The sequence below is a fragment of the Klebsiella sp. PCX genome (genome assembly GCF_021869705.1).
GTDB classification, from domain to species: domain Bacteria; phylum Pseudomonadota; class Gammaproteobacteria; order Enterobacterales; family Enterobacteriaceae; genus Klebsiella; species Klebsiella quasipneumoniae.
Genome location: NZ_CP091527.1, coordinates 1676056 through 1701209 on the forward strand (window position 1 = coordinate 1676056; position 25154 = coordinate 1701209).

At 57.9% G+C, this 25154-nt stretch carries 20 protein-coding genes and 1 pseudogene; 8 read left to right on the forward strand and 13 right to left on the reverse strand.

Translation table 11 applies throughout. The annotated features are described in order from the left end of the window. Nucleotides 1-9: 9 nt before the first annotated feature. Complete coding sequence (rlmF, locus tag GQR96_RS07860; protein ID WP_069734259.1) at nt 10-924, forward strand: 23S rRNA (adenine(1618)-N(6))-methyltransferase RlmF; 915 nt, start codon at nt 10-12, stop codon at nt 922-924. Here the strand turns inward: rlmF and ybiO are convergent, their stop codons facing one another. The 6 genes from ybiO to rhtA form a co-directional block, all read right to left on the reverse strand. Then, entirely contained in the window at nt 925-3120 is a 2196-nt protein-coding gene (gene ybiO / locus GQR96_RS07865; RefSeq protein WP_004886194.1) for a mechanosensitive channel protein, read from the reverse strand. A gap of 110 nt (nt 3121-3230) precedes the next feature. Continuing rightward, nucleotides 3231-3953 carry a glutamine ABC transporter ATP-binding protein GlnQ gene (glnQ, locus tag GQR96_RS07870; RefSeq protein WP_004212183.1) on the reverse strand — a complete coding sequence of 241 codons (723 nt, stop codon included), beginning with the start codon at nt 3951-3953 and terminating at the stop codon, nt 3231-3233. Beyond that, on the reverse strand, nt 3950-4609 hold the full coding sequence (glnP, locus tag GQR96_RS07875) for a glutamine ABC transporter permease GlnP (protein ID WP_002895837.1): 660 nt from the start codon (nt 4607-4609) through the stop codon (nt 3950-3952). Before glnP ends, glnQ begins: the two co-directional genes overlap by 4 nt. A gap of 125 nt (nt 4610-4734) precedes the next feature. Beyond that, the gene (gene glnH, locus GQR96_RS07880) at nt 4735-5481 is read right to left on the reverse strand and encodes a glutamine ABC transporter substrate-binding protein GlnH (RefSeq protein ID WP_004886198.1); all 747 of its coding nucleotides are present in this window, start codon (nt 5479-5481) and stop codon (nt 4735-4737) included. 415 nt (nt 5482-5896) lie between these two features. Then, the gene (dps, locus tag GQR96_RS07885; protein ID WP_004886200.1) at nt 5897-6400 is read right to left on the reverse strand and encodes a DNA starvation/stationary phase protection protein Dps; all 504 of its coding nucleotides are present in this window, start codon (nt 6398-6400) and stop codon (nt 5897-5899) included. A gap of 237 nt (nt 6401-6637) precedes the next feature. After that, nucleotides 6638-7525, reverse strand: coding sequence for a threonine/homoserine exporter RhtA (gene rhtA, locus GQR96_RS07890; protein ID WP_004886203.1), 888 nt, complete (start codon nt 7523-7525; stop codon nt 6638-6640). A gap of 351 nt (nt 7526-7876) precedes the next feature. Here rhtA and ompX point away from each other — a divergent pair, with 351 nt between their 5' ends. Further along, entirely contained in the window at nt 7877-8389 is a 513-nt protein-coding gene (gene ompX, locus GQR96_RS07895) for an outer membrane protein OmpX (RefSeq protein ID WP_004886207.1), read from the forward strand. A gap of 96 nt (nt 8390-8485) precedes the next feature. Here the strand turns inward: ompX and GQR96_RS07900 are convergent, their stop codons facing one another. Both GQR96_RS07900 and mntS read right to left on the reverse strand, forming a co-directional pair. After that, nucleotides 8486-10066 (reverse strand): phosphoethanolamine transferase, encoded by a 1581-nt coding sequence (locus tag GQR96_RS07900; RefSeq protein WP_004886211.1) that lies wholly within the window; start codon nt 10064-10066, stop codon nt 8486-8488. 268 nt (nt 10067-10334) lie between these two features. Next, nucleotides 10335-10460, reverse strand: a complete 126-nt coding sequence (gene mntS / locus GQR96_RS07905) for a manganase accumulation protein MntS (protein ID WP_004886214.1) — start codon at nt 10458-10460, stop codon at nt 10335-10337. 185 nt (nt 10461-10645) lie between these two features. On the opposite strand from mntS, the gene mntR reads away from it, so the two are divergent. The 4 genes from mntR to GQR96_RS07925 all read left to right on the forward strand — a co-directional run bounded on the left by mntR (nt 10646) and on the right by GQR96_RS07925 (nt 14559). Next, entirely contained in the window at nt 10646-11119 is a 474-nt protein-coding gene (gene mntR / locus GQR96_RS07910) for a manganese-binding transcriptional regulator MntR (protein WP_004886216.1), read from the forward strand. Next, nucleotides 11116-12228, forward strand: a complete 1113-nt coding sequence (locus tag GQR96_RS07915) for an anion transporter (protein ID WP_004886219.1) — start codon at nt 11116-11118, stop codon at nt 12226-12228. Before mntR ends, GQR96_RS07915 begins: the two co-directional genes overlap by 4 nt. Nucleotides 12229-12398: 170 nt before the next feature. Beyond that, nucleotides 12399-13775, forward strand: coding sequence for a glycoside hydrolase family 1 protein (locus GQR96_RS07920; RefSeq protein ID WP_236948503.1), 1377 nt, complete (start codon nt 12399-12401; stop codon nt 13773-13775). Nucleotides 13776-13842: 67 nt separating this feature from the next. Next, nucleotides 13843-14559 carry a GntR family transcriptional regulator gene (locus tag GQR96_RS07925; protein WP_004886227.1) on the forward strand — a complete coding sequence of 239 codons (717 nt, stop codon included), beginning with the start codon at nt 13843-13845 and terminating at the stop codon, nt 14557-14559. Between the two features lie 131 nt (nt 14560-14690). Here GQR96_RS07925 and ldtB read toward each other — a convergent pair whose 3' ends face one another. Then, nucleotides 14691-15605 (reverse strand): L,D-transpeptidase, encoded by a 915-nt coding sequence (gene ldtB, locus GQR96_RS07930; RefSeq protein WP_004886230.1) that lies wholly within the window; start codon nt 15603-15605, stop codon nt 14691-14693. Between the two features lie 177 nt (nt 15606-15782). Then, a pseudogene (locus GQR96_RS07935) lies at nt 15783-16698 on the reverse strand (tyrosine-protein phosphatase). 48 nt (nt 16699-16746) lie between these two features. Between GQR96_RS07935 and GQR96_RS07940 the strand changes: the two are divergent. Then, nucleotides 16747-18339 carry an ABC-F family ATPase gene (locus tag GQR96_RS07940; RefSeq protein ID WP_004886235.1) on the forward strand — a complete coding sequence of 531 codons (1593 nt, stop codon included), beginning with the start codon at nt 16747-16749 and terminating at the stop codon, nt 18337-18339. Between the two features lie 376 nt (nt 18340-18715). Here the strand turns inward: GQR96_RS07940 and GQR96_RS07945 are convergent, their stop codons facing one another. After that, on the reverse strand, nt 18716-21079 hold the full coding sequence (locus tag GQR96_RS07945; protein ID WP_065878977.1) for a glycoside hydrolase family 31 protein: 2364 nt from the start codon (nt 21077-21079) through the stop codon (nt 18716-18718). A gap of 15 nt (nt 21080-21094) precedes the next feature. Then, nucleotides 21095-22396, reverse strand: coding sequence for an MFS transporter (locus GQR96_RS07950; RefSeq protein ID WP_004886240.1), 1302 nt, complete (start codon nt 22394-22396; stop codon nt 21095-21097). A gap of 300 nt (nt 22397-22696) precedes the next feature. On the opposite strand from GQR96_RS07950, the gene GQR96_RS07955 reads away from it, so the two are divergent. Then, nucleotides 22697-23770 carry a LacI family DNA-binding transcriptional regulator gene (locus GQR96_RS07955; protein WP_004886244.1) on the forward strand — a complete coding sequence of 358 codons (1074 nt, stop codon included), beginning with the start codon at nt 22697-22699 and terminating at the stop codon, nt 23768-23770. On the opposite strand, the gene GQR96_RS07960 is transcribed toward GQR96_RS07955, so the two are convergent. Continuing rightward, on the reverse strand, nt 23767-25032 hold the full coding sequence (locus tag GQR96_RS07960; RefSeq protein WP_017900150.1) for a DUF1479 domain-containing protein: 1266 nt from the start codon (nt 25030-25032) through the stop codon (nt 23767-23769). The genes GQR96_RS07955 and GQR96_RS07960 overlap by 4 nt on opposite strands. Nucleotides 25033-25154: the final 122 nt, after the last annotated feature.

Sequence of the window (25154 nt, forward strand, 5' to 3'; positions counted from 1 at the left end):
GAGATTGTCATGAAAGCCCAGAAACCGGGGTTACACCCGCGTAACCGCCACCATCAACGCTACGACCTGCCCGCGCTCTGCCAGGCGCATCCTGACCTGCAGGGATACATTACGCTCAATCCGCGGGGTGAGCAGACCATTGATTTTGCCAATCCGCAGGCGGTTAAGGCGTTGAATAAAGCGCTGCTGGCGCATTTCTACGCGGTCAAACACTGGGACATTCCTGACGGTTTTCTCTGTCCGCCGGTGCCCGGGCGGGCCGATTATATTCATCATCTGGCGGATCTGCTGGCCGGGGACAGCGGCGAAGTGCCGAAGCAAGCCACGATCCTCGATATTGGCACCGGCGCCAACCTCATCTATCCCCTGATCGGCGTTCACGAATATGGCTGGCGCTTTACCGGCAGCGAAATCAGCCCGGAAGCCTTCGCCAGCGCGCAGGCGATTGTTAATGGCAACCCGGGATTGACCCGGCAGATCCGTCTGCGTCGGCAAAAAGAGAGCCAGGCCATCTTCCACGGCGTGATCCACAAAAACGAGACCTATGACGCCACCCTGTGCAATCCGCCGTTCCATGACTCCGCAGAGAGCGCCCGGGCGGGCGGCGAGCGCAAGCGCCGCAATCTCGGACTCGGCGCCGACAGCGGGCTTAACTTTGGCGGTCAGCAGCAGGAGCTGTGGTGCGAGGGGGGCGAAGTGGCCTTTATCTCGCAGATGATCCGCGAAAGTCAGGCCTTCGCCCACCAGGTGAAATGGTTTACCTCGCTGGTGTCGCGCGGCGACAATCTGCCGCCGCTCTACCGCCTGCTGACCGAGGTCGGGGCAGTGAAAGTGGTGAAAAAAGAGATGGCCCAGGGGCAAAAGCAGAGCCGCTTTATCGCCTGGAGCTTTATGGACGACGCCAAACGCCGCTGTCCGTTCTAACTACTCCACGGCCGGGCTGTCGGCGCCCGGCATCGGCAATTGCTGCCAGGTCTGTACCGGGGCGCGAACCCCGGCGCGATCGAAGTGCTTTTTCACCTGGGTATCAAGGGCAAAGCGCACCGTCCACTGCTTCAGCGGCAGGGTGGTGAAGCTGACGCGCAGCGTAAAGGCGGTATTGCTCAACCCCACCAGCCCGGCGAACGACGGTTCGCCAATGATCAGGCCGCGGATCTCCTCCTGGGCCAGCAGATCGTCCACTGCCGCCTTCAGCGCCTGACTGGCTTTATCCAGATCCTCATGGCGATCGACGTCATAGTTAGCCACCACCGAGCCAATGCCGCGCACGAAGTTGGCAAAGGTGGTGATCGAGGACCAGGGAATAATGTGATAGGCGCCGGTATCCTGGCGCACTCCCACTGAGCGAATCGACATCCGTTCCACCGTGCCGGTCAAAGGCCCGATGGTGACCAGGTCGCCGGTATTCATCCCGTTCTCAAACTGGATAAAAATGCCGGTGATAATGTCTTTAACCAGGGTTTGCGCGCCAAACGAGATGGCCAGCCCTAACGCCCCGGCGCCCGCCAGCAGCGGCGCGATATTAACCCCAATCTCCGAGAGCAAAATCATCACCGTGATGGTGCTGATCACCACCGCCAGCGCGTTGCGAAACAGGGTTAGCAGCGTACGGGCCCGCGCGCTGGGCAGCGGACGGCCATGGATATCCGAGGCCAGACGGTTTTCGATCAGGCTGGCCAGCACCGTCCAGCCGATAGCGGAGAAGAAGAGGATAAGAGCGATACGGATCAGCACATCCACCGTTTTTTGCCCGGCATCGTTGTGCAGCCATTCGCGGAAGTCAAACAGCCCCCAGGCGCTCAGGAGCAGCATTATGGCGACACAGACGGTGAGAATGCGCGCTGCCTTCAGCGAGGCGGAGATCCAGCCGTTCAGCCGCTTTTGCAGCTCAGGATAGTTGCGCTGGGTGGCAGGGGAGAGAGTGATGGTTTTGGCTATCCAGCGCGACAGGATGCCGGACACCAGCGCCGCGCCGCCGATAATCGCCAGGCTGCGCAGGGTGGCGCCCATCATAAATTTCAGGCTGTTGCCTGGGTCGAACAGGGAAAAGAAGAAGAGCACCACAAAGTAGGCGCAGGCCAGCCAGTGCCAGATCAGGGCGAAGGCGCGGATAAACAGGCTAAAAAAGGAGAGCGAGCGGTCAGCCAGATGGATCAGCCCCTGCGTAATCACCGCTTTGTTATGAAAAATCAGATACAGCGCCCACAGCGTAATGCACAGCATGATGATGACGTTAGCCAGCGCGCCGACCTGAACATTCACCTGGTTAGAGATAATCGGCACCGCGACGATCAGGCCGTAGCCGATCAGGCTGCTGAGGGCGCTCAGGCGCAGACTCCAGTAGGAGGCGGCCTCGTCGCTGAGGTTAAAGGGCCTGAGCGCTGGAATGCGCGGGCAGAAAATGAGCCGCAGGATGGCTTTAAAGAACTCGATCAGCGCGAAGGCGTTGAGGAAAAGGCTCTGCTGAAAGGCGATAGTGGGGTTGTTGCCATCCAGACGATCGCTCAACAGCTGACCGACAAACAGGGTCAGCGCCAGCAGCAGCAGATCGATAATAAACGCCCCGGCGATGGTCAACGGCAGCTGGAGCCAGTTTCCGCGATCGCGGTTTTTATGCCGTCCCCATTCGCCCATTTTACGATACAGCGGCAGCGCCGCGAGGCGTACCAGCCACCAGAAGGCAAACACCAGCCCGGCCAGCAGTAAAAAATGCCAGGCGGCGCTGGTAAAGGTTTGTGGATTAAAGGGCTTATGCGGCGAGCCGGTAATATTGCGCCACAGCTGGGAAAAGCGCGATGAGAGCTCATCGCCATATTCCCGGCTGATCTGCGTGACGTTCTCCAGCACGGTGGTCTCTTCTTTCACCGCCGGCGGCGTCAGCGTCGGGGTGCTGTCGGGCGGCGGCGTGGCGGCCGCTTTACGCAGCTGGTCAATGAGCTCCTGACGGGCGGCGTCGTTGGCCAGCACGTCGGCCAGCGCGGCATAGGCCGCTCTTTTCTGTTCTACATCGGGTTCGCTGGCGCTGGTTTTATCGGCGTTAGCGGTCGGCACGCCGGGCAGGGCGGCGGCGGAAAGCGGGGCAGTAAACAGCGCAGCGAGCAAAAGCAGGATCCACGGCATGGGCACCTCCGTTGCAACGTAAACGGGTAAGTATAGAAGCCGCTGGCGGAAGGGGAGGGAAGAGGAATCTGGAAAGCGGCTCTCTCCGCGAGGGAGAGAGCCGTTGTGGGTCAGGCGACGTGCTGCAGGAATTCGCGCAGACGCGGGCTTGGCGGGTTGTTCACCAACTCCTGTGGATTGCCGTCTTCGGCAATTCGTCCTTTGTCGATAAAGATCAGTCGCGAGGCCACTTTTTCGGCAAAGCCGATTTCGTGGGTCACAATCACCATCGTCATACCCTCTTCCGCCAGATCCTGCATCACCTTGAGCACTTCATGGCGCAGTTCCGGGTCGAGCGCGGAGGTGGGCTCATCAAACAGCATCATCTTCGGCTTCACCGCCAGCGCGCGGGCGATGGCCACACGCTGCTGCTGGCCGCCGGAGAGTTCAGACGGATAGTGATGCGCGCGCTCAGCCAGACCGACTTTCGCCAGCAGATCTTTCGCCAGCTTCTCCGCTGCCTGTTTGCTGGCGCCGCGTACCCGCAGCGGGCCAAACATCACGTTTTCCAGCGCCGTCAGGTGCGGGAACAGGTAAAACTGCTGGAACACCATTCCTGCTTCCTGACGAATCAGACGTTCGTCCACCTTTGGATCGTTGACCTTCAGGCCATCGACAATCAGATCGCCGCTGGTGATCTCTTCCAGTTTATTGATACAGCGCAGCATCGTCGATTTACCGGAGCCGGACGGGCCGATGATGACCACCACTTCACCCTGATTGATTTTCAGAGAGATATCGTGCAGCACCTGGGTTGGGCCAAAGTGCTTGGAGACGTTTTTAAATTCAATCACAGGATTTTCATCCTTCTTTCAAGGCGACGCAGAATAAAGCTCAGGACCAGGGTGATGATCAGGTAGATCACGGCAACGGCGCTCCAGATTTCCAGCGCGCGGAAGTTGCCGGCGATGATCTCCTGTCCCTGACGGGTCAGTTCGGCGACGCCGATGACGATGAACAGCGAGGTATCCTTGATGCTGATGATCCACTGGTTGCCCAGCGGCGGCAGCATGCGGCGCAGCGCCAGCGGCAGGATCACGTGGCGAATGGTTTCGCGACGCGACAGGCCGAGCGCCAGGCCCGCTTCGCGGAAGCCTTTATGAATGGAGAGCACCGCGCCGCGGGTAATTTCCGCGATATAGGCGCCCGAGTTAATCATGATGGTCACTACCGCCGCGGAGAAGGGGTCAATGCGCAGATCGCTAAAGGCCATCGGCAGCGCAAAGTAGATGAACATAACCTGCACCACAATCGGGGTGCCGCGAATGATTTCAATAAACACCAGCGCGATGTGGTTGGCGATCCAGCCGCCGAAGCAGCGGGCGAAACCGGCCACCAGACCGATGATCAGGCCGCCGGCCAGGCCGAGGACGGAAATCCACAGCGTCATTTTGGCGCCTTCCAGCAAAATCGGAATGGCGGGCCAGATGGCACTCCAGTCAAACTGCATAATACGTTCCTGTTACCGTGTCGAGAGCAGAGGAAAGCCTCCGCCAAAATACGGTCTTCCGCAGCGTCTGTGCCGGAAGACCGTTGTGATGTCGCCGGGCCTGCGCCCGGCGAAGGACATTTTTATTATTTTGGTTCAGTGCCGAACCATTTTTTATAAATTTCGTTGTAGGTGCCGTTCTCGCGCAGCGTTTTCAGCGCACCGTTCACTTTCTCACGCAGCTCGTCGCTGCCTTTCGGGAAGGCGATACCGTAGTTTTGCGCTTCCAGTGATTCACCTACCGCTTTGAATTTGCCGTTGCCCGCAGTTTTGATGAAGTAGAGGATGTTCGGCGTATCGTGCAGGACGGCATCCGCGCGGCCGGTACCCAGCTCCATATAGGCGTTATCGATGTTCGGGAACTGACGCAGATCTTTGGTTTTGATATTAGCTTTGGCGTAGTCAACGGAGCCGGTGCCGCTCTTCACCGCGACCACTTTGCCGTTCAGATCTTTCACATCTTTGATGTCGTTATTATTGGCGTTGACCATCACCAGCAGGCCGCTTTTGTAGTAGCCGTCAGAGAAGTCGATGGCTTTTTTACGCTCGTCGGTAATGGTGATCCCCGCCAACGCCAGATCGATATTTTTGGTTTGCAGCGCCGGGATAATGCCGCTGAAGTCCATCGGCTTCAGGGTGTAGTCGAGCTTCAGCTCTTTGGCGATGGCCGCCCACAGGTCAACGTCAAAACCCACATACTTATCGCCTTGCTTAAATTCGAACGGGACGAACGCCGTATCGGTGGCGACAACCAGGGTCTTATTGGCGGCATGGGAAGAAACCGCAAAAGCCAGGGTCAGTGCAGCCAGTGAAACTTTAAATACAGACTTCATAGCATTTCCTTTTATATCCACGGGACGATCCCCTGCGAGAACGACTAGCCTAATGAAAAAATCGTGCCACTTTTACAACCTGTTGTTTTTAAACAAACGAAGCGGTAGCCGCTGCACAATATCGATCATTTCAGGCAAAGAGTGCACCATAACGGGGCGTTATTTTGGTGCATCCTGTGGTCGCTGAATAACGAGCCCATTTTTAGCGCAAACCCTGATGGGAAAACAATCTCGGTGTAACGATTGTGTGAGGTGATTATTACAATTGTTTTACTTTTGTGCGCATTTTCATCAATTTGACGCCCTGAAATGGTGCAAGGGCAGCGGGTGAGGGAAAGGCGGAGGGGAAAAACAGCAAGGGTTGGGATGGGAAAGCAAAGGCGCCGTCGACCGCGCTGCGGCCGACGGCAAAGCCTTACTCGATGTTCGCTTCAATAAACCACAGGAATTTATCCAGGTCGCGGGAAGCGGCGGTGAAGATATCTGCGGTATCTTCGTCTTTGGCTTCACCGATCGCTTTGCGCACATCGTTCGCCACTACCGCGTAACGGTCCGCCAGCGCTTTCAGGTGATCCTGAACATGATGGATATCCAGCGGATAGCTCTGCAGCGGGGTTTTGCTGTTGATCACCTGAGTGGTGCCCAGGGCGACGCCGCCCAGCTGTACGGCGCGCTCCGCCATGGTATCCAGATGCTCAGTGAGCGCGGTACGGAAGCCATCCAGCATCTCGTGCACGGCGATAAAGTTCGCACCGCGCATATTCCAGTGTGCCTGTTTGGTGATAAGGGACAGGTCAATGAACTGGATCACCTGGCGATTCAACAGCTCAATGGTCGCTTTCTTTTCGCTGTCAGCGACATCGTTGCGGGTATAGACCAGATTAGATGCTTTTGATTTAACCAGTTTAGCGGTACTCATCGTTTCATATCCTCTTGATATTGATGCTCGTCACACTTCAAAGCTGAATGATGTGGAGCGTTGTCCCAGGTAACTTCGGGACTAAGTATAGCAAGGGTTTTAAAGTATGAGGCATCGGCAGGCCATATTACTCCGATAGCGTAAAGTGGTTGGCTATTTGAAAAAGCAAGCTAAGTCAGAAGGTTAGCGGAGGCTGGCGGGCCCGTAACTCGCGCGGGCCGCCGCCGTAACAGAATGTTAATTGATATCGACTTGCTTAATTTTGCTCTGCCGCTGCATGGTCAGCGTGGCGCCCATTGAGGCGATGATAATAGCGCCCAGCGCCAGGGTCTGGGAGAGATTCAGGGTTTCGCCGAGGAAGACCATACCGGACAGGGCGGCTAGCGCCGGCTCGAGGCTCATCAGCGTGCCGAAGGTGCGCGTCGGCAGGCGCGTCAGGGCCATCATCTCCAGGGAGTAGGGGAGTGCAGTGGAGAGAATGGCAATCCCCAGCCCCAGGGGCAGCAGCGACCATTGCCACAGCGTATCGGTAGCTTGCGCCATGCCTAACGGGACAAAGACCAGCGAGGCGATAAGCGACCCCATCGCCACCGTGGCTGGACCATGCTCCTCGCCCGCGCGCTGGCCGGTCAGAATATAGACCGCCCAACAGGCTCCGGCGCCGAGAGCGAACAGCGCGCCGGTTAAATCCACCTGCGCCACGTTCTGGCCCAGCGGCAGGAGATACCACAGCCCGAGGATCGCCAGCGCCACCCAGACAAAATCCAGCGGGCGGCGCGAGCCGAAAAGCGCCACCGCCAGCGGGCCGGTAAACTCGAGGGCTACCGCCACGCCGAGCGGAATACGCTGCAGGGATAAATAAAACAGATAGTTCATCGCCCCGAGCGCCAGGCCGTATAGCAGCAGCGGCACGCGCTGGGCCGGAGAGAAACGCAGCCGCCAGGGCTTGAACACCACCACCAGGATCAGCGTCCCGAGCGCCAGGCGCAGGGCGGTAACCCCCGGGGCGCCGACCACCGGGAACAGCGATTTGGCGAGCGATGCGCCGCTCTGAATCGAGGTCATAGCGATTAAAATCACCACTATCGGCAACCATGCCGCCGCTTTTCGGGATGGACCGGGCATCCTTTCTCCTGTCAGTTTTTGTCAAAAGGGGTAAAAGTTCCAGTGTACTGGAATTAGCTGCTGACGGTTGAGCTAATGTTGAAAAAAACACGGGCAAAAACAGTACAATGGCGAACGTTGCTGAGAAATTCACCAAGTGATTAGGATTAATCTGGATGCTTGCGAATTTCTTAATGAGCGTTAAACTGTAAGTTAACGCCAAAAACTGTTGTTTTCCATATTGTTATAGAAATATGGAAACTTTTGGTTACATGAAAAAGTATGTTAGACAATGTAAACTCCAAAGAGTTTCCCAAAAGTTTTTGATATATTTAAGGCTTAGGACTTATTAGAAACACATTTGAGGTGGTTATGAATAAAATTGCACGTCTTTCAGCACTGGCCGTTGTTCTGGCTGCATCCGTAGGTACCACTGCATTTGCTGCAACTTCTACTGTAACCGGCGGTTACGCGCAGAGCGACATGCAGGGTAAAGCGAACAAAGCTGGCGGTTTCAACCTGAAATACCGTTACGAGCAAGATAACAACCCGCTGGGTGTTATCGGTTCCTTCACCTACACCGAGAAGGATAACAACAGCAACGGTACTTACAACAAAGGTCAGTACTACGGCATCACCGCAGGTCCGGCTTACCGTCTGAACGACTGGGCAAGCATCTACGGCGTAGTGGGTGTTGGTTACGGTAAATTCCAGAACAACAACTTCCCTAATAAATCCGATATGAGCGACTACGGTTTCTCCTACGGTGCTGGTCTGCAGTTCAACCCGATCGAAAACGTTGCCCTGGACTTCTCCTACGAGCAGTCTCGTATTCGTAACGTTGACGTCGGCACCTGGATTGCTGGCGTGGGTTACCGCTTCTAATCACTCCGGTGATATAAAAAATCCGCCTCCCGGGGCGGATTTTTTTTGCCTGGCGATCGCCAGCCCGGCCGGTTGGCCGGCGCTGATCGCGTCGTTTTAGTTGATGGTGAACTCATCGCTGCCGAGGTGTGAATAGTCTACCTTCTGCAGCTGGAAGTTGGTGATATACACCGGGCCGGCCTTCTGCTCAGAGATAAACCGATAGCGCGGGGCGATTTCCGCCGCCTTGATTCCGGTCCATTGCGAGAAGAAACTGAGGAAATCATTCGCCGAGCGCTGCGCCTTAATCACTTTATGCGCTTTGTCATCGCTGGAGAGCACCATAAACGGCACCTGGAAGTTCTGCTGGAACTTATCGTCGTGCGCCAGATACTGCACCTCTTTGCCTCGCTCCTTGAACGCCAGACCATGATCGGAAAAGTAGGTCAGGGAAAAGGTGGCACCGGAATTTTGCAACTGACTGTAGAGCTTAGCCAGCAGGGTATCGGTTTGCGTCATGCTGTAGAGATAGCAGGAGGTCTCTTTCGACTGGACGAAAACCGTGTATTTGCCTTTGGTCCGGTCGCAGGCTTGCGGGTGCGAGCCCATCAGGTGCAGAACAATCAGCTGCGGCTGGGTGCGCTGGGTGGATAGTACCTGCTCGGTCAACTTGAGTAACTGCTCGTCCTGGGTGTTTTTATTGGCTTCGAAATCGCCGTTTTTCAGGAACTGCACTTCATCCGCCCGTTTGGCGATACTGGCGATAGCGGTGTCGTACTCGCCGATCTGTCCCTGATTGGAGAACCACCAGGTCTGGAAACCGGCGCGGTTGGCGAGGGTGACAAAGTTATCCTGAAACTGCGGTTTGCCATCGACCACCCGGTTAAGCGTCAGGCCGAGGGATTTTTGCGTAGAGCCGCTGGCGGCGACGTAGTTGTTAAACAGATACCCGTTCACCGAACTGGCAAACGGCGTGTTGTCCCAGTGGCCGCCGAAGGCGCCGAGGGCGTCGCGGCGGGCGCTTTCACCGATCACCACCACATAGAGATGGTACTTCGGCTTCACCGCCAGCACGTGCCAGCTGTCTTTCATGCCGGCCAGCTGCGCCATCCGCGCCTGCTCGTCCAGCACCTCGTTATTATTCACCACCACGTCTTTGACAAAACGGAAGGCCGGGTAACCGGTATCGATTACCTTGAATACCCCGCCCCAGGCGAGATTTTGCACCGGCTGGAGAAAAAAGATCCCGATGCTGAACAGCAGGCCCAGGGTCTCCATTTTTCCCCAGCGGGTCTGCTCGACGATCCTGCGGCGGACCGCAATGATCCCCAGCGCGAAGATAAATACCGCCAGCAGATAGTTGTACCACGGGAAGATGGTGAGAATTTCGGTGGACTCTTCCACGTTGGTGGCGTGCAGCGCCAGCAGGGTGTTGAAGTTGGGCGCGCCGTAAGCCTGGCCAAAGGGGTAGTAGAGGGCCGCCAGCAGAGAATAGGCGCCGACCACCCCTTTCTGCACGCGCGGAAAGGCGCGCCACAGAAGATGTAACACGCAGGTAAATGCCACGGTATAGAGCAGGCTAAATTCATAGCCCAGCGCCAGGTTAATCAACAGCGATTGTAAAAAGTAGAATCCTGTCCATGGGTTCAGTGCCAGTCGGCGGGCGACCAGCGTATCTTTCAGGGTGGTGACATTCATAGTAAACAATCAAAAAGAGGCCATGCGCATCCCCTGGCGTCAAGGGGTAAAACCTGCTGGACAGTGCGTGAAGAGGGTCTCTGCGAGCCGCGAATGTGGCAGGGCTGTGCAAAGATAGGGCTTGTAAATGGTAAGGTCAACCAGACATAACAGATTGTTTTGCGAGGGCGCTTACAAAACTTGAAAAAAGGTGGGGGGGACGGGATAAACCGGTCAGTTTAGCGGCGGATGATGACAGAAAAATGAAGCGGCGTACCGCGACGCCGCCTCAGGAATGGGGTTTGTCCTGCTGCGGTTTACCGTTGATCATCTCGCACAGCATACCGAGCAGCATTAAGCGTACTTTAAAGGGGGAATGACTAAACACGTTTAAGCACCTCTTGAATTCGTTCATCTGCTCTCCTCCTGCCTGTTCGCTCCATCATTCCCTGATGGATGTTTGCATTATATACAGATATAGCACAGGCTATATTTTATAGCTATGGCTAAAACGTTAATTTTTTGTGCTCTTGGCGCAATCCATTACAATGTGGATCTTTTTATATGATGCTTGACGCGTCACACGAATGAGGAAGCACAATGAACCGTCGCGCAGGTAAGCCAATAACAAAAAAAGTGACGCAGTTGGTAAATGTTGAAGAGCACGTTGAAGGATTCCGCCAGGTGCGGGAAGCGCATCGGCGCGAGCTGATTGACGACTATGTTGAACTGATTTCCGATCTCATCCGCGAGGTGGGCGAGGCGCGTCAGGTGGATATGGCCGCCCGGCTGGGGGTCTCGCAGCCCACCGTCGCCAAGATGCTCAAACGGCTGGCCAGCGTCGGCCTTATCGAACAGATCCCGTGGCGCGGCATATTCTTAACGGCGGAGGGTGAGAAGCTGGCCCAGGAGAGCCGCGAGCGCCATCAAATCGTGGAGAACTTCCTGCTGGCTATCGGCGTCAGCCCGGAGATTGCCCGCCGCGATGCGGAGGGAATGGAGCATCACGTGAGCGAGGAGACGCTGGCGATGTTCCTGAAATTTACCCAAACACAGGGATCTCAGGAAGCATGACTCTTCCCTTCGTCCAGTCGCTGCTGCGCGACCGTTTTCTCCATCTGCTGCTGATTATCGCCTGCGTACTCAGCGTGATGGTGCCGTTTGTCCCGGCAAGCTGGCCGGCGGCCATTGACTGGCATACTATCATCACCCTCAGCGGCCTGATGCTGTTGACCAAGGGGATTGAACTGAGCGGTTATTTTGACGTGCTGGGGCGTAAAATGGCCCGCCGCTTTGTCACCGAGCGCCAGCTGGCTATGTTTATGGTGCTGGCGGCGGCGCTGCTATCCACCTTCCTCACCAACGACGTCGCGCTGTTTATCGTGGTGCCCCTGACCCTGACGCTGAAGAAGTGGTGCGCCATCCCGGTGAACCGGCTGATTATTTTCGAAGCGCTGGCGGTGAACGCCGGGTCGCTGCTGACGCCGATCGGCAACCCGCAGAATATCTTACTGTGGGGACGCTCCGGTCTCTCTTTCCCTGGATTCATCGGCCAGATGCTGCCGCTGGCGGCGGCAATGATGCTGACCCTGCTGGCGCTGTGCTGGTTCTGTTTCCCGGCAAACCGGCTCAACTACCAGAGTAGCGATAAGGCGCCATCGTGGCAGCCAAAGCTGGTCTGGAGCTGTCTGGGATTGTATCTGGTGTTCCTGACCGCGCTGGAGATGAATCAGGCGCTGTGGGGGCTGGCGCTGGTGCTGCTGGGCTTCCTGATACTGGCCCGGGCGGTGATCGTCCATGTAGACTGGTCGCTACTGCTGGTGTTTATGGTGATGTTTATCGACGTCCATCTGCTGACCCAGCTTCCGGCGCTGCACCAGGTGCTGAGCGGGGTCGGGACGCTCTCCGGCGGTGGACTGTGGCTGACCGCCATCGGCCTGTCGCAGGTGATCAGCAATGTGCCCTCGACCATTCTGCTGCTCAACTATGTCCCGCCTTCGATCCTGCTCGCCTGGGCGGTTAACGTGGGCGGCTTTGGTCTGCTGCCGGGCTCGCTGGCCAATATCATCGCGCTGCGCATGGCAGGCGATCGGCGGATCTGGTGGCGTTTCCATCTCTACTCCATTCCCATGCTGCTGTGGGCGGCCCTTACCGGCTATTGGCTCTTCAAACTCTGCGCCTGATTTCCGCAGCGGTACGCCGCCCTCCACGCCGTTCGACAGGATCGCCCCTCGGGGCGATCTTTTTTTTGCCCGGCTCACAGAAAACGATCCCTGGCTTTGCGCATCCGTTCGCTTTTCGGTATATGACTAGTCATGAAATTTAAATGACTAGTCATATACCGAGGCGCAGGATGAAGAACAGACTACCGGCAGATTTCTTATGGGGTAATTCCGTCTCCAGCATGCAGACGGAGGGGGCGTGGAACGAGGGCGGCAAGGGGATGTCGGTGTACGATATCCGGCAACCGGCGGAATTCGCTTCCGACTGGAAGGTGGCGACCGACTCCTATCATCGCTATCGGGAAGATTTCGATCTGATGCAGGATCTGGGCATGAACTGCTACCGTTTTCAGATCGCCTGGAGCCGGGTGTGTCCTGAGGGAGACGGCGAATTTAATGAAGAGGGCATCGCCTTCTACCATCAGTTTATTGATGAACTGATCGCCCGCGGCATCGAGCCGATGATCTGCCTGTACCACTTCGATATGCCGCTCTCGCTGGCGGAGCGCTACAACGGATTCACCGACCGCCGGGTGATGGACGCCTTTATTCGCTATGGCCAGAAGATGATCGCCTGCTATGGCGACAAGGTGAAATACTGGCTCACCTTTAATGAACAGAATCTGTACCATTCGCCGGAAGCGTTTCTGATTTCCGGCTACCTGCAGGGGGAGAAGACCCTGCGCGAGCTGTATCTGATCCAGCATCATGTGATGATGGCGCACGTCCATCTGACCGATCACCTGCATCAGACGAAGCCGCAGTGTCTGATGGGCGGAATGCTGGCCCACGCCCTGGTTTATCCGGCGACCTGCAAACCGCGCGATATCCTGTGCGCCCAGCAGCTGGACGAGTTTTTAAACCAGAACCTGCTGCGGGCTTACGCCGGGGAGGGCTACAGCCCGGAAGTGATGCATTTTGTCGCCGCTGAAGGGTTCGATGATATCTATCGTCCGGAGGATCTGGCGCTGATGGCGACGGTGAAGGTCGATTATCTGGCGTTCAGCTATTACGCCAGCCGGACGCTGAACAGCGACACCATCCCGGTGGGAACGGCGGTTAACAACTATATGCTGTTTGGCAATCAGGATAACCCGTTCCTGAAAGCGACAGAATGGAACTGGCAGATCGATCCGCTGGGCTTCCGGACCATCATCACCCGCTATTATAACGACTGGCGCCTGCCGGTGTTCCCGATTGAAAACGGCATCGGGGTGATTGAGTCGTGGGACGGTGAACATCCGGTTGCCGACGATTACCGCATCGCCTACCATCGCGACCATATCAACGCCATGAAAGCGGCCATGTTTGAGGATGGGGCGCAGGTGATCGGCTATCTCGGTTGGGGATTAATCGATATCCTGAGCTCGCAGGGTGATATGCGTAAGCGCTACGGCGTGGTCTACGTCAATCGCGAGAACCATGACCTCAAGGATCTGCGGCGGGTGCCGAAGAAGAGCTATGCGTGGCTGAAGCAGGTGATCCACAGCAACGGCGACGTGATGTAACGATGTTCTGGCGGTCAGGTCTAGTATGCTGCCCGCCAGTCACTCACAGAATGTAAAAGGACCGGGAATGACGGCGAAGTATCTGCAAATTGCGCGGGAAATAAAAAAACGCATCATCAGCCAGCAGTATCCTGCCAGCGCGCCGCTACCCGACCAGTTTGCGCTGGCGGCGGAGTTCAACACCAGCCGGATGACCATCCAGCAGGCGATGCGCCAGTTAATCGTCGAAGGGCTTATCTATACTCGCAAAGGGCAGGGCACCTTTGTGCGGAAAAATTTCCTTCAGCTGTCGCAGTGGGAGCTGCCCGGCAGCGACTATTTCGGCGCCACCAAAACCTGGGAACATCTTGGCGAGGTGCAAAGCGAAGTGGTGCGCTTCGAGGTGCGTTTTCCCACTGACAAGGAGCAGAGTTCGCTGCTGATCGACGCCGATGCCCCGGTGTATGACTTTGTCCGCCTGCGGCTGCTCAACGGCGAGCCGGTGTCGCTGGATTTGACGGTCATGCCGGTGGGGCTGGTGCCGGGGTTAACCAAAAGCCATCTGGAGGGGTCGGTGTTTCGCTACGTGCAGGAGACGCTGGGGCTGAAGCTGATGGGATCTTACCGCGTGGTGCGGGCGATGAAGCCGGACGAACTGGATAAACAGCATCTTCACTGCGAGGCCACCGATCCGGTGCTGGAGGTGGAGCAGGTTATCTATCTGGAAGACGGCACGCCGCTGGAGTACGCCCACTGCCACTATCGCTACGACCACGGCGGGATTATTCTGGTGAATAACGGCTAGACCGGGGGACCCTGCCGGCGCAGCGCTCAGCAGGGCCACGGTGTTGTCAGGTTTAGCCAGCCGCAGCCAGAGACAATACAGATAAAAAAACGGCGGGCATCAGGCCCGCCGTTTTTCTTGTCATGCAGAACTTAGTTCAGACGCACCGGCATACCGGAGCGGTTCTGGATAGCCTGCTCAACCACGCTCTGATCGACATCAGACTGGCTGGTGATCGCCTGTACCGGCTGAGTCAGGGTGATCGGCACGATCTCGCCGCCCTGGAACTGGGCTTCGGTGGTCGACAGCGGGTTATGAACCTCGATGTAACGGCTGCCGTCCGGCTCGGTGGTGGCTTTTACCGGCTCATCGATAAACTGCACGCGGGTGCCGACCGGCACGTTCTCAAACAGGAATTTGATGTCATCGTTGCGCAGACGCACGCAGCCGTGGCTCACGCGCAGGCCGATACCGAAGTTAGCGTTGGTACCGTGGATGGCGTACAGGCGGCCGATATACAGCGCGTACAGACCCATCGGGTTATCCGGACCGGCCGGTACGACGGCAGGCAGCGGGTTGCCGGCGGCAGCGTATTCCGCATGCATCTTGGCGGTCGGCGTCCAGGTCGGACCGGCCTTCTTACGTTCGACTTTGGTGGTCCAGTTGATTGGCGTATCTTTACCCAACTGGCCGATGCCGATCGGCAGAACGATCACGGTATTGGTGCCTTTCGGGTAGTAGTACAGACGCATTTCCGCGCTGTTGATGATGATCCCTTCATGCACGGTATCCGGCAGGATCAGCTGCTGAGGGATGTTCAGGACGCTACCGCCCTTCGGCAGATAGGTATCCACCCCCGGGTTGGCTTCCAGCATGTTGGAAAGCCCCATCTGATATTTGGCCGCGAAGTATTCCAGCGGCTGCTTGTTATCATCCGGAATGGTGATGACCTGGTTCTGACCAACCAAACGGCTGCCATCGGTTGGCAAAGGATAGGTGACAGCAGACGCTGTATTGCAAAAGCCTACGATGGCGAAGGCTGCCGCTAAGAGTGTAGATAATTTCATAGTTTTTAATGTCGTGTGCGAAATCAACGCCACACAGGCCTTTGTTAATGATTGAGACAGTAGATGGGAGCGCATTATATGTGCATTCCGCTGAACAGGTAAATCAGATGTGTACGAAATCACATTTTTTTCCCTGTCGCCTCGGCTGCCGCGCCCTGGCGTTCGGGGCGACAGGGGTTAGTCTTCCAGCAGCCGGGCCTGCAGCGCGACGCGGGCTGGGGCGGTGAGCTGATACTCTTCCGCCAGCCAGGCGTCGACATTGCCATAGCGCTGCTGAATGGCCGACAGTGCGGCGGCGAGATAGGACTCTTTCACCGTCAGGATGTCCGCCAGGCTCTGGCGCCCCTGGGCCGTCAGGTCGTTGCCGAGCATCTCCAGCATCCAGGCCTCCACCTGCGTCAGCATGCCATGGGTGAGGTGATACTCCTCCATCACCGTCTCGCTGTCGCATCCGACGGCGAACAGGGTTAACGCGCAGCCGACGCCGGTGCGATCTTTACCGACCGCGCAGTGTTGCAGCAAGGCGCCTTCGAAAGGGGTCGTCAGCCACGCGGCGAGCTGGCGATAAGCCGGGTTGTTAAACGGCAGCTGGCGATAGAGTTGCAGCATAAACTGCTCGCCGTTCAGCGCATTAAGGGTGGCGGCATTCAGCTCGGTGACCTTCGCATTGACCTCGCCGAGCGGCGGATTGGCCGGCGCGTTGAGATAGTGGGTGAGCGGGCTCAGTTTGTCCGGGGTGCGCTGCACTTCACCGGGGTCGCGGTAGTCGAGCACCCGGCTGAGCGGCAGGGTATCCAGGTGGTTGAGATCCTCAGCCGTAAGCCGGTTTAGCGCGCCGGAGCGCAGCAGCTTGCCGCTGCGTACCCGGCGTCCGTCGGCGGTGCGCTGGCCGCCCAGGTCGCGAAAATTGATGCCGCCCTGCAGGGATAAAAAGGCCGGATGTCGCGGTAGGCTGGTGGTCATGGGACTCCTCATCATCACGTACAGAATAACGGTTTGCGCGCAGGTCTCTGGCGCATCTGACAAAGACCATAGCACAAGCGCCGCGGCGGAATTTACCGCAGACCGTGAAAAGTGCGTCATTTACTGGCATAATGTCTGCTGTATCACACCCCTCATACTCTTTTTTCAGGATATCCCCGTGCTAGTATCCAGCAACGTTACCATGCAGTTTGGCAGTAAGCCGCTGTTCGAAAATATCTCCGTTAAATTTGGCGGCGGCAACCGTTATGGTCTGATCGGCGCCAACGGCAGCGGTAAATCGACCTTTATGAAGATCCTCGGCGGCGATCTCGAACCGACGCTGGGCAACGTTTCTCTCGACCCGAACGAGCGCATCGGTAAGCTGCGTCAGGATCAGTTCGCCTTTGAAGCGTTCACCGTGCTGGATACGGTGATCATGGGCCACAGCGAGCTGTGGGAAGTGAAGCAGGAGCGCGATCGCATCTACGCCCTCGCAGAGATGAGCGAAGAAGATGGCTATAAAGTGGCCGACCTGGAAGTTAAATATGGCGAAATGGACGGCTACTCTGCTGAAGCGCGCGCGGGCGAACTGCTGCTGGGCGTGGGCATTCCGGTTGAACAACATTACGGCCCGATGAGCGAAGTCGCCCCGGGCTGGAAGCTGCGCGTCCTGCTGGCGCAGGCGCTGTTCTCTAACCCGGACATTCTGTTGCTCGACGAACCGACCAACAACCTGGACATCGACACCATTCGCTGGCTGGAGCAGACGCTGAACGACCGCGACAGCACGATGATTATCATCTCGCACGACCGTCACTTCCTGAACATGGTCTGTACGCACATGGCGGATCTGGACTACGGCGAGCTGCGCGTCTATCCGGGCAACTACGACGAATACATGACGGCGGCCACCCAGGCGCGTGAGCGTCTGCTGGCGGACAACGCCAAGAAAAAAGCGCAGATTGCTGACCTGCAGTCCTTTGTTAGCCGCTTCAGCGCCAACGCCTCTAAATCGCGTCAGGCCACCTCGCGCGCGCGTCAGATTGACAAGATCAAGCTGGAAGAGGTTAAAGCCTCCAGCCGTCAGAACCCGTTTATCCGCTTCGAGCAGGACAAGAAACTGTTCCGTAACGCACTGGAAGTGGAAGCCCTCACCAAAGGCTTTGAAGAAGGTCCGCTGTTCAAAAACGTCAACCTGCTGCTGGAAGTGGGCGAGAAGATTGCCATTCTGGGCGCCAACGGTGTGGGTAAATCCACGATGCTGAAAACCCTGGTGGGCGAACTGCAGCCCGATAACGGCACCGTGAAATGGTCTGAAAACGCGCAACTTGGCTACTACGCGCAGGATCATGAATACGAGTTCGAAAACGACCTGACGGTCTTCGAGTGGATGAGCCAGTGGAAACAGGAAGGCGACGACGAGCAGGCGGTGCGCAGTATCCTTGGTCGACTGCTGTTTAGCCAGGATGACATCAAGAAGCCGGCGAAAGTACTGTCCGGTGGTGAGAAGGGGCGGATGCTGTTTGGTAAACTGATGATGCAGAAGCCAAACATCCTGATCATGGACGAACCGACCAACCACCTGGATATGGAATCCATCGAATCGCTGAACATGGCGCTGGAGATGTATCAGGGTACCCTGATATTCGTCTCCCACGACCGTGAGTTCGTCAGCTCGCTGGCCACCCGCGTGCTGGAGATTACCCCGGAACGGGTGATCGACTTCAGCGGCAACTACGAAGACTACCTGCGCAGCAAAGGTATCGAGTAATCCCTCTTCGTTACCCGGGTAGCGGCTATGCCTTACCCGGGCTACGCCTGGCATGGGATCTGTAGGCCCGTGCAAGCGTAGCGCCGCCGGGCAATAACCGCGGGTAAAGAGCCACTTTCGCGCCGGATGGCGGCTGCGCCTTATCCGGCCTACGGTCGGTGCTATTGTGAGCTTAAGAGCCCTATCTTGTACCCATGGTTACTGGAACTGTCCGTTACCGGGGCTACCAAACCGCACAGTGCTGTAGCCCCGGTAAGCGGTAGCGCCACCGTGGATTTTGAGGCCACCCGTTTGTAGCCCGGATTAGCGTAGCGCAATCCGGGAACATCATTAAATCCAGGCCGGGCAAGGCGTAAGCCGCCGCCCGGCATATCGCTTAGCGCCTCCACTCCGTTCCTTCAACGCCATTCACCAGCAGTTTGCGTTTTTCTCCCGCCGGTAATGACAGCTTCAGCGCTTTCCACGCCGGGCGATAGTTGCCGCGGGCGTTGACCTTCAGGTTGATGGTGCTGCTGTCGCACGCCATTTCCCACTCCAGCCATAGCGCATCGCCCTGTTTATAGCCCCAGCTTTCGCCGTCATCCTCAAACAGCAGACCCGAAGAGGTCCCGACGCCTTTCAGCGGGAACAGCTGCAGTTCGCGACGATCGTCCTGTTGCGCCGCAACATGACGGATGCGCTCGCTGAGCGGCAATCCGGCCCCGGCGCGGACCAGCAGCGGCAGCTTTTCCAGCGGCGCGTCGAGGGTGACCCACTGGCCGCCGGCGAACCATTGGTGGCTGTAGAAATCATACCAGCCGGCCTGATTATCCGGCAGCCACACCTCACGCTGACGGGCGCCAGGCTCGACCACGCTGGCCACCAGCAGGTCGCGCCCCAGCAGGAAGTCATCGCATTCGGCGAAGGTCTGCGCGTCGTGTTGATGATCGAGGAAGGTCGGGCGCAGCATCGGTTCGTCGTCAGCATGCGCCTGCCACAGCAGGGTATACAGATAGGGCAGCAGGCGGTAGCGCAGCTCAATCGCGGAACGAATGGCCGGGGTAACGGCCGGATACATCCAGGCTTCGTTGACCGTCTGGTCGTCATTCCATGAGTGAATGGTAAAGCGCGGGTGTATCACGCCGTTTTGTACCCAGCGCACAAACAGCTCCGGCTCCGGTTTATCGCCGGAGAAACCGCCGACGTCGTGACCGACGTTAAACAGCCCGGAAAGGCTCATGCCCAGCCCCATGCGGATGTTATAGCGCAGCGTATCCCAGTTGGTGCGGTTATCGCCGCTCCAGGTCTGGACGTAGCGCTGCATCCCGGCGCAGCCGGAGCGAGAGATGAGATACGGGCGCTTTTCCGGCGCAAAGCGCTGCTGGGCTTCCATCGAGGCGCGCATCATCAGCAGCGGCATCACCGGGCGAATATGCTTGATGGCGATTTCGCGGCCAAAGCCGTAGCAGCGCGCTTCGCCGTCCCACACCTCATACTCGTTATTATCGTTCCAGGTCGAGTCTATGCCCATCTCCAGCAGCTGGCTGGTGACCCCTTCCTGCCACCAGGCCACGGTTTGCGGATTGGTGAAGTCGAGGTGCGATCCTTCATCGTCCCAGAAGCTGGAGCGCTCCGGAGCGTCGGTTTGCGAATCGCGAACGAAAAGGCCGCGCTCCGCCACCTCGCCATAGCGCGGATGGTCCTGCAGCAGGCAGGGTTTGATATTGGCGGCCAGCTTCAGCCCGGCGTCGTGAAACGACTGACTCATCACTTTTGGCTGCGGCACCTTGTCGTAGTTCCAGTTAAAGACGTAGCGCTTGCCGTTAATCGAGGTATAGCCGGATGAGAGCTGGAACGAATCGCACGGAATAGCGTGCTCATCGCACAGGCGGATGAAGTTCATCAGCTGATTTTGCGCATCCGGCGCGTCGGTGTAGTGCATGGTCGAGCCGCTGTAGCCGAGGCTCCATTTTGGCCCGAACAGGGTTTTACCGGTCAGACGTACAAAGGCTTTGGTGACATCCAGCACCTGTTTACCGGTGAACAGGTAGTAATCGATATCGCCGGCTTCCGCCTGCCAGCGGCGGTAGGCGGTGTGGTAGTTGTCGATTTCGTTACCCAAATCCAGCCAGCAGCTGCTCAGGTTGTCGTAAAACAGACCATAGCTGACGTCGCTGCGCTGGGTGATGGTGAACGGAATATGTTTATACAGCGGGTCGGTGCTGGCGGCGTTGTAGCCCATGGCGTCGAGGTTGCGCATCTCATAACGCTTACCGGTGCGCTGCAGATTGCCGGCCTTTTCGCCCAGGCCATAGAAACGCTCGTCTTTCCGGCGGCTCAGATAGTGGGCGACGCCGTCGCCGTGGGCATTGGCCAGATAGGCGCTGGTGGGGCGGTCGTTAGCAAGCTGCTGCCATTCCCCGGCGTCGTCGCGATAGCTCCACTCCAGCCACAGCGGCTGATGGACGGTGACGCGCAGCTGGCGGGTGGCGATGGTCAGCGTATCGGCCTCCTGTGTCAGCTGCCAGGCCGGGAGACTAAAACCGCTGAGGTCATCCCGGGCGCGGCCTTCCCACGGCACATCCTGCTGCGGAGCGATACTCCAGGTGCGATCCAGCGCCAGCTGGCCCTGGCGTTTCAGCAGCACGCGGAATAAATTCTCTTCCAGTACGTACAGGCACAGGGTGTGCTGGCCATCGACCGTCAGTTCAACGTGATGCTCCAGCTGTTGATGTAAACTCCAGTGTTTCAACGTTTTCATATCTTACATCCACTCTCAGGCGCGTTTAGCGCGACGTTCAGCAATAAATGCCACCAGGAAAACGGCGCCAATCAGGTCAAAGAACCCCATGGCGATGAACAGCGGGTTGAAGCCAATTTTGTCGGCGGTCACCCCGATTAATAACGAAAACAGGAAGCTGGCGATCCACGCCGCGGATCCGCGCATACCGTTTACCGTCGCCATTTGTCCCTTGTCGAACGACTCCACCACCAGCGCGCTGAGCATGCAGGAGATGATCTGATGTCCGAAGCCGCCAATGGAGATCAGGACGATGGTGATATAGGGATCGCGGGTGATAGCGACGAGGGCCAGGGAGATCATCAGAAATGCGCCGGTCACCGAGCTGGCGATCACTGAGTTGACTCGCGTACAGCCGAACCAGCGAACGTACAGGCGGGTGAGGTAGCCGCTGACCACGCTGCCGAGGTCGGCGGCGAGGAAAGGCAGCCAGGCGAACATGGCGATCTGCTTGAGATCCATGCCGTGCTCTTTGGCCAGGTACAGCGGTACCCAGAAGCTCAGAACCGCCCAGGCGGGCTCGGCCATAAACGCGGGAATGGCGATCCCGTAGAAACGTTTATTCTTCGAGACGGTTTTGAGTGCGGTAAAGAAGGGCTGTTTCACCGGCGGCGCTTCGTTATCCTGCTTGATGTACTCCAGCTCGCTTTTGCTGAGGTTGGGGTGCTTTTCCGGGTTCTGATAGAAGGCCCACCACAGCACCACCCACAGCAGGGCCAGCGCGCCGGTAAACATAAACGCCCCCTGCCAGCCGAAGGAAGCGTGGGCGAAGTAGATAATCGGCGGGGCGAGCATTGCGCCGATAGAGAACCCGACGCCAGCCCAGCCGGCGGCGATTGGCCGTTCAGACTTCGGAAACCACTCGCCGATGGTTTTGGCGTTGGCCGGGGTGGCGGCCGCCTCGGCCCCGCCCATAAAGAAGCGCAATATCGCCAGGTGCAGCCAGCTGCCGGCCCCGGCGTGGGCGATACAGGCCAGCGCCCACAAGGTGGCGCAGATCATAAACCCGAGCTTCAGGCCGATGACGTCGATAAGCCAGCCACAGAGCGGCTGGAAAATCGTGTAAGCCAGCTGAAACGCGCCGACGATCCAGGAATATTGTTCGGTGGTAATGCCGAGCGTCGCTTTCAGTTCCGGGGCGATAATCCCCAGCGAGTTGCGTGTGATGTAGTTGACGGTGACGCCAAGTAAAAACAGGACCAGCACCCACCAGCGCAGGTTTTTTACCACCCGGCGCGTTTTGCTGACCGCGATATCATTGTTGAGGCCTTGACTCATAGCACACTCCACATGACGTTAGTAGGGGGAAAGTGACGACCTCAATCCTTGAGTGGCCACGTAGTGTTATTAACTATTTGAATAGTCTATTTTTTTATCTCAACATCATTGGTATAACTAGTATGGGAGATGTTGGACCAATTCAGGCTAAGGGAGAAAAAACGGCGGGCAAAGTGCTATTTATGCAAGTTTTTTCATGAAATGACCGGGATCTCAAATTTTGCTCTGTCATTTGCTTACAGGGAGCGCTTTGGCGATTATGAAAATTCTTTCATTTTCCAATCGGAGCTGGATCACAAAATGGATAAAAAGCTGCGCGTCGCCGAAATCGCTGCCCGCACTGGGCTGTCGGCCAGTACCGTTTCGCGCGTCCTGGCCGGAAAGGCGAATACCAGCGACAAGGCGCGCCGGGCGGTGCTGGAGTGCGCCCGCGAGCTGGGGGTCATGCAGGGGCTGGCCGCCGGGCGTCTGCTGCTCAATAATCTGCTGGTGTTTGCCCCGCAGCGCGCCTTCGATGAGCGGTCGGATATCTTCTACTACCGGGTGATCCAGAGCATCAATAACGCGCTGGCGGCGCATGAAGTGCGCCTGCGCTACTGCGCGCTGGACGAAAACGACAGCGACGCCAATCTGTTTCTTGCCCGCATGAACGAAGCGGAAACCCAGGCCGCGGTGCTGCTGGGGATCGACGATCCGCATATTCATGGCCTGGCGGCGGATCTGGGTAAACCCTGCGTCTTGATAAACTGTCGGGATGAAGGGATGCGGTTGCCGTCCATTGCCCCCGATCATCGTTTGATTGGCCAGTGCGCCGCCCGCTATCTGTTTGATATGGGGCATCGGGTGGTGATGAACGTCATGTGTTTGCGCCGCTATACCATGGAGCTGCGGCTGGGGGGGATCGAGGAGGCGTGGCGCGCGCGCAATTTGCGCTTTACCGCCAGCCGGGATCTCATCAGCGTCGCCAACTTTAGCGCCAGAGAGACCGAAGAGCAGGTGGGGGCCTGGCTTGATGGCTTACAGGGCAGGCCGTTGCCCACCGCCTTCCTGGTGGGCGGCGATTTCATGGCCGCCGGCACGGTCAGCGCATTGCAAAAGCGCGGCCTGCGGGTGCCGCAGGATGTCTCGGTGATGAGCATCGACGGGTTTAATCTGGCGGCGATCCAGGAGGTGCCGCTGACCGCGGTGCATGTGCCGCGGGATGAACTGGGCAGCGAGGCGGTGCATCTCCTGCAGCAGCGCCTGCTGCGCCCGGAGGCGCCGCACGGTTCGCTGCTGCTGCACGGCACGCTGGTGGTGCGCGATTCGGTACGGCGGATCCGGCCGGGCAAAGGCCATACCGCCGTGGAGCCGCAGGGGCTGTATGACGATTAAACCGGGATACCCAGCGCCCGCTTGCCGTGGATGTTCAGATCTTCCAGAGTGAAGCGCCCCTGCCAGCTGGCCTCATAGTCCTCGCGCGGGAAATCCCCCGGCGAGGCCCCTTTTTCCAGAGCAATTTTCACTTTCTGCGCGTAGGCGAGGTTCTTTTCGCACATCGGCGCTGCCGGAATGTACATCACATTGCCCCAGCCCTGCTGATTTTCCACCGGCGCCACCGAGTGAATGACGTCGCAGTGCCACCAGACGGAATCGCCAGCGTTCAGCGCCGGAATCGAACTGAGGGCTTTGATCAAAAGCGGGTGCCACTGCTCAGAGATCGGCAGTACTCTGCCCGGCGCGACGCCGCACAGCTCATCTTCCGGCACATCGTCAAGCAGTGGGCGCAGTAGAACATAAGCCATCGCCTCGGGGATCGGCACCACGTGCAGTAGCCCCTGACCCGGGATCATGTCCGACAGCGCGGTCCAGCCCTGGAAAGTGCGGAACACTGAGCATTTGGTGGTGTTGTCGACGGTGTACTCTTCCACTTCCGTACGGTGCGCGGCGTCCCACGGATCGTAAGCGTCGACATGACCGTTAAACACGTTGGCGAAGACCTGCTGGTAGGCGGGGAGCAGCCAGCGCTCCAGCGCACCGGAATCGGTATGCGCGCCCAGCCCCTTCGAGGTGGTTCCCGGCGGACGGCGGCGAATGCGGTCAGGGTAAATGACGCTGACGTCCGGATCGAACCAGCGCTTGCCGTCCTGCTCAAAGCGCCACAGGCGGTTGAGGAAGGACTGCGCCGCCGCCATTTCATCGCTCTGGCGGGCCTGCATTTGCGAGGGCGACCAGTAGATGGGATAGATTTCCGGCCGCGAAGCCTCCAGCGTACCGAAGAAGCTGTCGCCTGGCCCTTTGTAGACCTCGTCGAAATGGTTCAGATCCAGATATTCCAGCATCGCGGTATCCCAGGCCAGCGCCTGTTCGCGCGGAAAGTGGCCTTTGATCACCGCGCAGCCCCGACGCTTAATGGCCGCGCGCTGGGCATCGCTCACGGTTCCCTCGGCGATATCGCGGAACGGAATGGTTGGCCAGACCTCCTGGCCTGCGGCTTTCAGCGTCTCAATTTCCTGCAGGCGCTCGCTGATGCGCGCTGAGAGCTTATCGAACACCGCCTGGACGTCGCCGATTTGCGCCCGCAGCGCCTGCTTCATCTGGCGAATCGCCGCTTTGTGGTCGGCGGGGAGTGTTTCGTGGGTCGGGAGAGCAGCCATAATAACCTCGCTGTATCTTTCATTCGAAAGTATTAAATCTTACAAACGTTAATTTAAGTTAAAATGGAGTTAATGCAAGTTTAAAATCTTGCTGCGGCGCACAAAATGGACAAGCCGGGGCG